General features: G+C 70.5%; 12 protein-coding genes. 3 read left to right on the forward strand and 9 right to left on the reverse strand.

Features of this window, described 5'->3' with window-relative positions; genetic code table 11:
- From VF794_RS05265 to VF794_RS05275, 3 genes are all read left to right on the forward strand, one after another.
- Nucleotides 1-1,143: L-aspartate oxidase (locus tag VF794_RS05265; RefSeq protein ID WP_331108078.1), on the forward strand; the 1,143-nt coding region annotated here is incomplete at its 5' end.
- 7 nt (nucleotides 1,144-1,150) lie between these two features.
- Nucleotides 1,151-1,897, forward strand: a complete 747-nt coding sequence (locus tag VF794_RS05270; protein WP_331108079.1) for a rhomboid family intramembrane serine protease — start codon at nucleotides 1,151-1,153, stop codon at nucleotides 1,895-1,897.
- Nucleotides 1,898-2,491, forward strand: a complete 594-nt coding sequence (locus VF794_RS05275) for a TIGR00730 family Rossman fold protein (RefSeq protein WP_331108080.1) — start codon at nucleotides 1,898-1,900, stop codon at nucleotides 2,489-2,491.
- 6 nt (nucleotides 2,492-2,497) lie between these two features.
- Here the strand turns inward: VF794_RS05275 and VF794_RS05280 are convergent, their stop codons facing one another.
- The 9 genes from VF794_RS05280 to VF794_RS05320 form a co-directional block, all read right to left on the reverse strand.
- Nucleotides 2,498-3,127, reverse strand: a complete 630-nt coding sequence (locus VF794_RS05280; RefSeq protein WP_331108081.1) for a hypothetical protein — start codon at nucleotides 3,125-3,127, stop codon at nucleotides 2,498-2,500.
- Entirely contained in the window at nucleotides 3,124-3,690 is a 567-nt protein-coding gene (gene pyrE / locus VF794_RS05285; protein WP_331108082.1) for an orotate phosphoribosyltransferase, read from the reverse strand. Before pyrE ends, VF794_RS05280 begins: the two co-directional genes overlap by 4 nt.
- On the reverse strand, nucleotides 3,691-4,560 hold the full coding sequence (locus VF794_RS05290; RefSeq protein WP_331108083.1) for a ParB N-terminal domain-containing protein: 870 nt from the start codon (nucleotides 4,558-4,560) through the stop codon (nucleotides 3,691-3,693).
- A gap of 78 nt (nucleotides 4,561-4,638) precedes the next feature.
- Nucleotides 4,639-5,331 carry a polymer-forming cytoskeletal protein gene (locus tag VF794_RS05295; RefSeq protein ID WP_331108084.1) on the reverse strand — a complete coding sequence of 231 codons (693 nt, stop codon included), beginning with the start codon at nucleotides 5,329-5,331 and terminating at the stop codon, nucleotides 4,639-4,641.
- Between the two features lie 3 nt (nucleotides 5,332-5,334).
- On the reverse strand, nucleotides 5,335-5,661 hold the full coding sequence (locus VF794_RS05300; protein WP_309888709.1) for a polymer-forming cytoskeletal protein: 327 nt from the start codon (nucleotides 5,659-5,661) through the stop codon (nucleotides 5,335-5,337).
- Between the two features lie 48 nt (nucleotides 5,662-5,709).
- Nucleotides 5,710-6,054, reverse strand: coding sequence for a bactofilin BacN (bacN, locus tag VF794_RS05305; protein WP_331108085.1), 345 nt, complete (start codon nucleotides 6,052-6,054; stop codon nucleotides 5,710-5,712).
- 63 nt (nucleotides 6,055-6,117) lie between these two features.
- Complete coding sequence (locus tag VF794_RS05310; RefSeq protein ID WP_331108088.1) at nucleotides 6,118-6,954, reverse strand: lysophospholipase; 837 nt, start codon at nucleotides 6,952-6,954, stop codon at nucleotides 6,118-6,120.
- Between the two features lie 17 nt (nucleotides 6,955-6,971).
- Complete coding sequence (locus tag VF794_RS05315; protein ID WP_331108086.1) at nucleotides 6,972-8,846, reverse strand: tetratricopeptide repeat protein; 1,875 nt, start codon at nucleotides 8,844-8,846, stop codon at nucleotides 6,972-6,974.
- A 41-nt stretch (nucleotides 8,847-8,887) separates the two neighbouring features.
- Nucleotides 8,888-11,055, reverse strand: a 2,168-nt coding sequence (locus VF794_RS05320; protein ID WP_331108087.1) for an ATP-binding protein, incomplete at its 5' end; no start/stop codon positions are given.

The raw sequence follows: 11,055 nt of genomic DNA on the forward strand, positions 1-11,055 counted from the left end.
GAGCACAGTGCCGGGGTGGACCTGATCCTGGACCAGCGCCCCAGCCCGGGCCGCTCCAGCCGGTGCCTGGGCGTCTACGTGCTCACCGAGCGCGGCCACATCGAGACGTTCCTGGCCAAGGTGACGGTGCTGGCCACCGGAGGCGCGGGCAAGGTCTACCTGTACACCTCCAACCCGGACGTGGCCACGGGCGACGGCGTGGCCATGGCGTACCGGGCCGGGGCCGAGGTGGCGAACATGGAGTTCTACCAGTTCCACCCCACCTGCCTGTACCACCCGGAGGCCAAGAGCTTCCTCATCAGCGAGGCCCTGCGCGGCGAGGGCGGCAAGCTGCGGTTGCGCAACGGCCAGCAGTTCATGGACCGCTACCACCGGCTGGCCGAGCTGGCCCCGCGCGACGTGGTGGCGCGCGCCATCGACGCGGAGCTCAAGCGCACCGGTGACGACTGCGTCTTCCTGGACATGACGCACCTGGGGCGAGCCTTCGTCATGGATCGCTTCCCCAACATCTACGCCACCTGCAAGGGCTTCAACATCGACATGGCCGTGCAGCCCATCCCCGTGGTGCCCGCGGCCCACTACATGTGCGGCGGCGTGGTGACGGACCTGAATGGTCGCACCACCGTGCCGGGCCTCTACGCCATCGGCGAGGTCGCCCACACCGGCCTGCACGGCGCCAACCGGCTCGCCTCCAACTCACTGCTGGAGGGACTCGTCTACGGCCACCGCGCCGCGAAGGTGTGCGCCGAGGAGGCGCGCACCTTCAGCCCGCCCCCGGAGGATCCGCCGCAGTGGGACGAGGGCAGCGCGGTGCAGTCGGACGAGAGCGTCGTCGTCACGCAGAACTGGGATGAGATCCGCCGCTTCATGTGGAATTACGTGGGCATCGTCCGCACGGACAAGCGCCTGATGCGGGCGCGCCGTCGGTTGGACCTGCTGCGCGAGGAGATCCGCGACTACTACTGGCGTTTCAAGGTGACGCGCGACGTCATCGAGCTGCGCAACATCTGCGACGTGGCCACCCTCATCGTGGACTGCGCTGGCCGACGCAAGGAGAGCCGCGGCCTCCACTTCACGCTGGACTACCCCAACACGGACGACCACCACGGCAAGCGCGACACCGTGGTCCGCCGAGAGCTCTGAGCGCCGGATGACCTACCCCACCGACCCGCGCCACACCCTGGAGCCGCCCGGGCCCGAGCGGCCCCCTGCCCCCGAGCGTCCCGACGAGCAGCCCCCGACCCCGCCCGTGCGCCAGCCCTGGCCGCCCGTGTGCGCGGCCGTCGTCGGCGGCTCGGTGGCCCTGTTCGTGCTGGATGCCGTCCTTCGCCAGGGCGGCTCGATGCTGGACGGACGCATGGGTCCCGTCTTCCAGCGGATGGCCCTCTACGGGCCCCTCGTGCAGGCCGGCGAGTACTGGCGCGTGTTCACCTGCGCCCTCGCGCATGGCGGCCCCATCCACCTCCTCTTCAACATGTCGGTGGCGTACTCGCTGGGCATGCCCCTGGAGCGAGCCATCGGCAGCGGGCGAATGATCCTGCTCTCGCTCGTCGCCACATTGGGCGCCTCGGCCTTCGCCCTCCTCTTCAACTTCGACATCCCCATGGTGGGGGCCTCGGGGATGATCCTCGGCTGGGGCGGGGCCATGTTCATCGTCGCCACGCGGGAGTTCCGCCGCAGCCTCCTCTTCTGGCTCGCCCAGGTGGCCGTGCTCAGCCTGCTGCCAGGGGTGAGCTGGGCCGGGCACCTCGGAGGTTTCCTCTTCGGAGTGCCCATGGGCATCGCCCTGCGCGGGGGGCCCCGTGTCTTCTCGCGGGCGGCGCCCATGCTGCTCGTCATCGCCATGGCGGTGGTCTACATCGCCGCCAACCCGGAACGTTTCAGGGGAATGCCCTAGATGGAAATCAAGTCGGTCTGTGTCTTCTGTGGCTCGCGGATGGGTGCCCGTCCGGACTACCTTGAGGGGGCCAAGGCGCTGGGCGCGGAGCTCGCGCGGCGGGGGCTCACCCTCGTCTACGGCGGCACCAGCGTGGGGCTGATGGGCGCCATGGCGGACGCGGCCCTCGACGGAGGGGGCAAGGTGGTGGGCGTGCTCCCCCAGGTGCTGAGCGATCGGGAGATCGCCCACCCGCGGCTCACCGAGCTGCACCTGGTGGACTCCATGCACACGCGCAAGGCGATGATGGCCGAGCGCGCGGATGCCTTCATCGCCATGCCCGGCGGCGTCGGTACCTTCGAGGAACTCTTCGAGATCACCACCTGGGCCCAGCTCGGCATCCACCAGAAGCCCATCGGCCTGCTGAACGTGGCGGACTTCTACGGGCCGCTGCTGGCGCTGATGCGGCGCGCGGTGGACGAGGGCTTCATCCCCGAGACCCGCGCCCAACCCTTCTCCTATGACGCCTCGCCGAGCGCGCTGCTGGATCGGCTCTTGAAGGCCGGTCAGCCGCTCACGCCGGAGCAGCGGGTGCTGCGGCCCGATCAGACCTGAACCGCGCTAGTGCGCGTGGACGCGCATCTCCACCTTGCCGAGCGCGGAGGCCATGCGCAGCACCACGCGCTCGGTGCCCGAGGGGATGACGGCCTTGCCATCCGCGAACGTGGTGGGGAAGCGCACGCGGTAGCCCACCCAGAAGGTGCCCAGGTACGGGTAGAAGGCGCGCAGCTCCATGTCCGCCCGGCCCACGCGCTCCACGCTCACGGGCCGAACCTCACCCGCGGGCGTCACCAGCACCAGGTTCCAGATGGACGAACTGCGGTCGAAGTCGTCGTAGCGGTAGTTGAAGACGTGGACGCCGAGGAAGAATTCGTGCGCCTTCACCGCCTCGGCCAGCTCGCGCGTGAGCACCTCCTCCACGCGCTCGCGAGGCAGGGCCTTGAAGGTGGCCTCGCGGCGCACCCGGGCCTCGCGGAAGGCGGGCGTCTGGAGCGTGGCCGCCGCGAAGAGCACCGTGTCGAAGCCGCTGTAGAGCTCGTCGCGCGCCGAGAACCGCTCCAGCACCTCCTGGTAGACGAGCTCCTGGCGCTCGTCCTTGAGCACCGGAGCCGGATCCCCCAGCGTGGGCGGCGTGGAGACACAGCCCACGAGCGCCGACAGCAGCGCCGCGAGCCGCAACTGCGTCTTCATGGAATGAAGTCCTTGCGGGTGTACAGGGTGAAGAGCCGGTTCCCGGAGGCCTCGACCGCCTCGCGACCGCCCTCCAGCCGGTCCACCAGCGCGAACGCCCCGAGCACCTTCAATCCCTCGAGTTGCGCCCGCTCGATGGCCTTGAGCGTGGAGGCCCCCGTGGTGACCACGTCCTCGAGGATGGCCACCGACGCACCAGGAGCGAGCGCCTTCATGCCCTCGATCCACTGGCCCGTACCATGGCCCTTGGGCTCCTTGCGGACGATGAAGGCATGCAGCGGCGTCCCCGACAGGTAGCTCGTCAGGCTGACCGCCGAGGCGAGCGGATCCGCCCCCAGAGTCAGGCCCCCCACCGCGATGGCCTCGGAGGCCTCACGCAGGACCGCCTGGAGCAGCAACCGGCCGATGAGGAAGTGCCCCTCGGCCAGCAGCGCCGTGCGCTTGCAGTCGATGTAGAAGTCCGACTCCTTGCCGGACGAGAGGACCACCTTGCGCCGCTCGAAGGAGCGCTCGGTGAGCAGCTCCAGCAGGCGGGCCCGGTCACGCGCGAGCGCGTCCACCATTCACAGACTCTCCAGCCAAGCCACGAGATCCGCGGAGTAGCGAAGCTGGGTGATCAGCTCCTGCTTCCGCGTCTCATCGAGGTCGGCGAACACGTCCGCCAGCAGCGCGAGGTCCTGGTTGATGTCCACCAGCCGCTGGGTGGCCTCGGCGGCCAGCTCGTCCGCGTCGACCTCCTCATCCACCGTCTCCGGCGCCAGCGAGTCGTCGTCGGCCAGCGCCTTGTCCAGCATGTCCCGGGCGATGGGCGTCAGCCGGCCCTCGGCCTCGAACTGCTCCCGTTTGGCCTCCAGATCCTCCCGGCTCACCGGGGCGTCGTGGATGGCCGAGGCCAGCGCCATCAGCAGCGCGTCCTCGTCCGACACATCCGTGTGCAGACGGGCCAGCACCCGGTCCCTCTTGAGGAACCGCAGCGCCGCCACCCGACGGAAGCCGGAGATGATCTGGAACCTGTCCGGCGGCTTGAAGCGCACGTCCACCGGGAAGAGCTGCCCCAGCCGCGCCAGATCGGTCGCCAGCGCGGACAACTCTCCCACCGGACGGATCTGGAAGGTGGTGTCCTCGTCGATCCGCTCCAGCGGGATGTGAGCGGGCGCCACGTTCCCCCGGCGGCGCGGAGGCGCGACGGCCTCCACGGGAGCCGTGGTCTGCTCGGCGGGCTGCTCACCCCCCGAGGCCTCCACGGCCTGGGCAGGCGGCTCCGGAGCGGACGGCTCCTGGGCGGGCTCCTCGCGCGCCTCCTCCGACCCCTCCTGGGACTCGGTGGGAGCGGCGGAAGCCTCGGGAGCGGAGCCCTCGGTCGATTCCTCGCCCGGGGTGCTCGGCTGCGCGTCCACTTCGTCGGTCCTGTTCTCGGCGTTCATGGCGTTCATCGGCAGGCACCCCTGAATGGACCCTCACCGGGCCACGGACGGCGGTGCGGTGGCGCGACAGCGCGCCACCTCAACGCACTAACGGCCCTTCTTCTTCACCACGACCTTTTTACGTGCACCCTCGGCGACTGTCGGGGGGACCGGAGCGGCGGCCGGCGGCCGAGGAGGCTCGGGGCGGGTAGGCGCCTCGGTCCTCGCGGCGGGCGGAGCCGGCGGAGCCGGACGGGTCGCGGACGGAGCGGCCGGCGGCACCGGACGCGTGGGAGCGGCGGTGGCCGGACGGGCCGGGGCCGCGACGGGCGTCGTGGGACGCGCACCGGGCAGTGCCGGACGGGCCGGGACGGTCGTGCCCGGACGCATCGCGGGACGCACGGCCGTCGGACGCGGCAGCGCCGGACGGTCGGCGGGCACGCGGCCCGGCTCCACCTCACCCATGTCCACGCGGCCGCGGAAGCTCGCGCCGTCCACGATGATGACGCGCGGGGCGTGGATGTCTCCCACCATGCGACCCTCGCGGGTGAGTTCCACGCTCTCGGTGGCGTTGATGTTGCCCACCACCACGCCGCTCACGATGGCGTTCTTCACCGCCACGTTCGCCTTCACCACGCCCGTGGGCTCCACGATGAGGGTACGGCTCAGCGTGAGCTCGCCCTCCACGCGGCCGCGCACGGTCAGGTCCTCGTCACCCGTCAGCTTGCCGCTGATGAGGATGGACTGACCCACCACGGTGTTGTTGACGGACGCAGCGTCCAGTTCCTTCGCGGTGGCCAAGGATCAGCGCTCCTTCGGGATGTCCATGTCGACGTTGCCCTTGAAGGAGGCACCATCGGCGATGAGGATGCGCGGGGCCTTGATGTCGCCCACCACGCGGCAGTCCGTCTTCAGCTCCACCTTGTCGCTCGCCGCGATGTTGCCCGTGACGCGACCGGCGATCTCCACGTTCTGCGTCTCGATGTCCGCCTCGACGACGCCACTGCCCTCGACGTAGAGGCTCTCCTTCAAGGAGATCTTCCCCTTCACGGTGCCCTGGATGACCAGGTCCTCGTCGCCGGAGATCTCACCGTCGATGACAATGCTCGAACCAATGACCGTATTCGCCATGAGTGTTGTCCACCCCTCCCGAAGGGTACAGCGGGCCCCAGGGCCCGTTTAGATGTCGTCCGGCAGCTTCACGTCCATCTCGATGGACCCGTTGAAGACCGCCCCGTCCTCGATGACCACGCGCGGAGCCTTGATGTCGCCCGCGACCTTCGCCGAGGCGTTGATGGCCACGCGGCCCGAGGCGTCGATGTTGCCGCTCGCCTCGCCGTTGATGGTCAGCTCCTCGGCCCGGATGTCCGCCTGCACCTTGCCGGTGCCCTCGATGGTCAGGTGGTTCTTCAGGGCGATCTGCCCCTCCACCCGTCCCTCGATGACCAGATCTCCACCCCCGGTGAGGTTGCCCCGGATGATGATGCCCTTGCCGATGATGCCCGTCTGCTCGCTCTGTGCCATGCGGTGACCCTCGGAAGCGCCCTCGAGAATCGAAGTTTGCTCTGTAAAGAATTGGAACCTACGTCAGAGATGCGCGGAGATCCAGTTAGAGATATCCCGCTGGACCTCCTCTTTGCCGAGCTCGTTGAGGGGCTCGTGACGCATCCCGGGATAGACCTTGTACACCTTGTCCTTCGAGCCCACGGCCTCGAAGAAGAGGCGACCGGCATCCACGCTCGCGACACCATCCTCGGCCCCGGCGAGCAGGAAGAGCGGCACCCGGAGCTCGGAGGCGAGCGTCATCACCCGGCCCTGGGCCAGGGTGGATTCGATGAACCAGCGCGGAGTCGCCAGCGAATTGTAGAGGGGGTCCTGACGTACGGCCCGCTGCACCGCCTCGTCCCGGCTGAGGTGCTCCGGGGTGAGCCCGCTCTTGACGGGCATCCACGGGAGGACCCTGCCCACCGTCCGAGCGGCCACGACCTTCAGCGCCGGCGGCGTGATGGCCAGCTTGAAATAAGGCGCGGACAACACAATGCCGCTCACGCCCTCCAGGCCGTGGCGCGCCAGCAGGTGCGCCGTCATCAGCCCGCCGTGGCTGTGCGCGAGCACGAAGATCTTGCGATCGCCCGCCTCGCGGCGCACGCGCTCCCAGAAGCCGGCCAGGTCGTCCAGGTAGTCCGGCCAGGTGTTGCAGAAGCCCCGGCGCCCGTCGGCACGACCGTGGCCACGGTAGTCGAAGCCATGCACGGCGAACCCCTGGGCCGTGAGGGCATCGAACGTGGTGCGGTAACGACCGATGTGGTCGCCGTAGCCATGCACCACCACCACGTGGGCACGGGGCTGCTCCGGCTGCTCGGACATCCAGTACAGCCGGAGCCCGTCCTTCCCAGTGAAGAAACCCTCGTCGAAGCGCGCCATGGTGTTGGGAGGGGACATTAGCGACCCACCGCACCGGTGGATAGCAACTTCAGCTTGCGCTCGATGACCGCGCGCTGATCCGCCGGGTCGGCGGCCTCCGGATGCTGGGCCAGCACCTCGAGCGCGCGCTTCCAGGCACCGGCCGCGTCCGCCTCGCGCGACACGCGGTGGTACGCATCCCCCAGGTGCTCCAGGATGACGGGCTCCTCGGGCTCCAACTCCACCGCCCGCTCCAGCGTCTCCACCGCGCGCGGGTACTCGCCGCGCTGGAAGTGGATCCACCCCAGCGAGTCCAGGAAGGACCCGGTGTCCGGGCGCAGCACCAGGGCTCGCCGCACCAGCCGCTCCGCCTCGGCGTAGTCGCGGCCACGCTGGGCCAACAGGTAGCCGATGAAGTTCATGGCCGCCGCGTGGTCCGGGTCCACCTCGAGCACGCTGCGCATCCACGTGAGCGCCCCGGCCTCGTCCCCCTGGGACAGGAGCACGGAACCGAGGCTGTAGCGCAGGGCCGGCTCGCGGGGTTGGCGCGCCACCGCGTCCTTCAGCAGGGAGAGGGCCTCGGCCGCGCGCCCCTGGTGTTGCAGGGTGGAGGCGAGTGCCTCGTACAGGTCCGGTGACGGCATCCGCGCGACGGCCTCCGTCAAGGCGGCCACGGCCTCGTCGGGTGAGCCCCGGCGCTCCAGGGCGCGGGCCAGCTGGATGCGCAGCTCCGTGTCATCGGGACGCTCGGAGATGCCCTCGCGCAGCAGGGCGAGCGCGGCCGCGTGCTGTCCCACCTGCGAGAGGCAGGCGGCGCGGCGGGCGCGCGCGTCCGGGAAGAGCTCGGAGGAGAGGGGCACCTCGGAATAGGCGGTGGCGGCCACGTCGAAGTGGCGCAGCCGCTCGTGCACGAGGCCCGCGTAGAAGGAGACGCGGGGCGACGCCGCCCTGCCCTTCCGAGCGCCATCCAGCACCTCGGCGGCCGAGACACTGTCGTGCGCGGACAGGAAGCTGAAGGCCACCCGCACCGTGAGTTCCGGATCGTCCGAAAGGGACAGGAGCCGGTCGAAGTACGCCCGAGCCCTCACCGCCGAGCCGAGCCGCAGGGCGATCCGGCCCGCGCTCACCAGCAGCGCCTGGTTGTCGGGGTCTCTCTCCAGGGCCCGGGCCAGCGACTCCTCCGCCGCGGAGAGGCGCCCGGCCTTCTCATGCAGCTGCGCGAGCGTCGTCAGCACCTCCACGTCGCCGGGATCCCTCTCGATGGCGCGCGCCAGCAGCGGCTCGGCGCGGGCGGAGTCCCCGCGATCGGCCAGGGCCAGCCCCAGGCGCCGGTAGCCGGAGGACTCGCCGGGCAGCGCCGCCGCCAACTCCTCCACCACCTTCACGGCCTGGTCCGGCGCGCGGGCCGCCAGGTGGAGCTGCGAGAGGACGAGGTAGGCCTCGGGCTCGCGGGGCTTGAGCTGGATGGCGCGGCGCAGGTGCAGCCGCGCGCGCGCGGGCTTGCCGGCATCCATCAACACGCGCCCCAGCATCAGCCGGCCGGCGTAATACGTGGGGTGGCGCTCCACCACGCGCCGCAGCTCGCGCTCGGCGCGCGTCATGTCCCCCAGGCGCGCGTACTCCTCGCCCAGCTGCGTGAGGAGGAGCGGGCTGTTGTCGTCGGTGGCCAGCGCGAGTCGCAGCTCGTCCACCGCGCCCCGGTGGTCGCCCTCGAGGCTCAGCAGCTTCGCCCGCAGGTAATGCGCGTAGCTGGCGGACGAGGCGAGGCCCTCGTCACTGGCCGCCGCGGTGATGGCCTCGTACATGGCCGACCGGTCCACCGGAGGTCGCCGCGAGCCGGGGGCGGCGAACGCGCCCAGCCCGACAAGGGCCAGGAGGGGCACGGCTCGGGTGAGGGTCCGAGGAAGACGCACGCCGCCGAGTCTAGCGCGGTGGCGGCGCTCGCGCAGGTGGCCTACAGCTTCGGCACGTGGGCCGGCGCGCCCAGCCGCTCCAGGATGCGCTCCACCGGCTCGCTGTCGTGGCTCACGTCCGCCACCGCCGAGCGGTACTCAATCCCTGTGTGCTTCTCGACATCCGGCAGCAGTCGGCCGATGACGTTGCGTCCCGCTTCAACATTGCACTCGGGCAGGACGACGGCGAGTACACCCTCGCCCAGGTGGCCGATGATGTCGGGCGTGCGCAGCCGCGCGCGCATCACCTCCGGCACACCCCGCAACAGGTCGTCCCCCACGGGGCGCTCCGGGCGGAGCACCGCGAGGCTCACCGGCCGGCTGTAGCGCCGCCCGCGGTTCACCTCGTGGTCCAACCGCAGCATGAGGCCGCGCCGGTCATAGAGGCCGGTGATGGGGTCGTTCCCGCTGCGCCGCAGGAGCGAGGAGGTGCGCTCCATCTCGCTTTCGGCCTTGCGCAGCTTGAGGGCACGCTCGGTGCGCGCGAGCAGCTCCATCGCGTTGAAGGGCTTGCTCATGTAGTCCACCGCGCCGAGGTTGAGCGCGCGGACCTTGTCGGCCACGCCCTGGTGGGCGGACAGCAGGATGACGGGGATGCTGGCGGTGTCCGAGGAGGACTTGAGCGCCACCGCGGCGTCCAGACCGTCCAGCTTGGGCAGGAAGACGTCCATCACCACGAGGTCCGGTTTGGACGTGCGTGCCCGCGCCAGGCCCTCGGCGCCGTCGCGCGCCACGTCCACGCGGTAGCGCGAGCGCAGCACCTCCACCAGCACCGCGGCGATCTCCGGCTCGTCCTCCACCACCAGCACGCGCGGCTGCTCGGACGTGTCCTTGTGGGGGAGGTTCTTCACCGCGCGGTGGATCTCCTGCGCCAGCGGCAGGGTGAAGATGAACGCGGCGCCCCCCTCGGGCGGAGCCTCGGCCCAGATCTCCCCGCCGTGCAGCTCCACGAACTCCTTGCAGATGGCGAGCCCCAGGCCCGTACCGCCACCACCGCTCTTGGAGCCGCTGCGGTAGCGATCGAAGACGAGTGGTAGCTCCTCGGGGGGAATGCCCTTGCCGTCGTCCTGCACCACGAGGCGCGCCACGTCACCATCCGGCCGCGCCAGCCGCGAGGCCTTCACCACCACCTCGCCCGCGTCCTGGGCGTGGTGGATGGCGTTGGTGATGAGGTTCTGGAGCACCTCGTGCAGCTTCAGCTCGTCGCCGATGAGCATCATGCTCTCGGGGGAGTCGGCCCGCAGGGCCACCCCGCGCTCGGCGGCGAGGATCCCCAGCTCGTTGACGCTCTCCTTGCACAGCTCGGCGATGTCCAACACGCGCGGCTCGATGGACAGGCGCGCCACGTCGCCCTTGCCACGCTCCAGCAGCGACTCCACCAGACTGAGGATCTTCCGGCCCTGGCGGATCATCGCCTCGGCGGACTGCTTCTGCTGCGGATCCAGCCCGCTCTCCAGCAGCAGCCGGCCGTGGCCCAGCAGCACCTGGAGCGGGGCGCGCAGATCATGGCTGCACACGGCGATGATCTCGTCCTTGAGCCGGTTGAGATCCTTGAGGCGGCGGTTGGCCTCGGTCAGCTCGCGGTAGCGCTCCACATAGGCCAGCTCCAGCTCGTCGCGCTTCTTCTTGAGCGCGGTGTGCAGGCGGGCGTTGCGGATGCAGTTGGCGAGCGCCGCGGCCACCGCCTGGGCGAACTCCTGCTCGTCCCGGCCGAAGCCCTCGGAGCCGCGGGACATGCGCAGGAAGAGCGCCCCGAGCAGCTCGTCGTGGCACACCAGGGGCTGCACGAGGATGGAGCGCACGCCCACGGAGGTGATGGCGGGACGCACCTCGGCCATCAGCGGATCCCGCTGCGCCTCCTCCACCAGCACCGCCTGCCGGGTCTCCAGGGCCCGGCGCAGCTCGGGGTAACGGGCGAGGTCCACGTCCAGCGACAGGCCGGGATCCTCCATCGTGGCCACCACACTGGCGGTACGGGAGTGGACGTCCTCGACCAGCACCACGGAGCAGCGATCCGCGTTGATGACGGCGCCCACCTTCTCCACCGCGAGGCGGAGGATCTGCTCCAGCTCCAGCGAGCTGGTGGCGGCCTGGGTGATTTCCAGCAGCCGCTCCATGCGGTTGCGGGTGCGCTCCATGAGCTTGCGCTCGCGCAGCGCCGCGTCCAGCC

Origin of the sequence: Archangium sp., assembly GCF_036389735.1 — a bacterium.
GTDB lineage: Bacteria > Myxococcota > Myxococcia > Myxococcales > Myxococcaceae > Archangium.

Coding starts and splice junctions, on each gene's coding strand:
- VF794_RS05270 (WP_331108079.1), top strand. CDS start 1,151: ATGACCTACCCCACCGACCCGCGCCACACCCTGGAGCCGCCCGGGCCC.
- VF794_RS05275 (WP_331108080.1), top strand. CDS start 1,898: ATGGAAATCAAGTCGGTCTGTGTCTTCTGTGGCTCGCGGATGGGTGCC.
- VF794_RS05290 (WP_331108083.1), bottom strand. CDS start 4,560: ATGAACGCCATGAACGCCGAGAACAGGACCGACGAAGTGGACGCGCAG.
- VF794_RS05300 (WP_309888709.1), bottom strand. CDS start 5,661: ATGGCGAATACGGTCATTGGTTCGAGCATTGTCATCGACGGTGAGATC.
- bacN (WP_331108085.1), bottom strand. CDS start 6,054: ATGGCACAGAGCGAGCAGACGGGCATCATCGGCAAGGGCATCATCATC.
- pyrE (WP_331108082.1), bottom strand. CDS start 3,690: ATGGTGGACGCGCTCGCGCGTGACCGGGCCCGCCTGCTGGAGCTGCTC.
- VF794_RS05280 (WP_331108081.1), bottom strand. CDS start 3,127: ATGAAGACGCAGTTGCGGCTCGCGGCGCTGCTGTCGGCGCTCGTGGGC.
- VF794_RS05310 (WP_331108088.1), bottom strand. CDS start 6,954: ATGGCGCGCTTCGACGAGGGTTTCTTCACTGGGAAGGACGGGCTCCGG.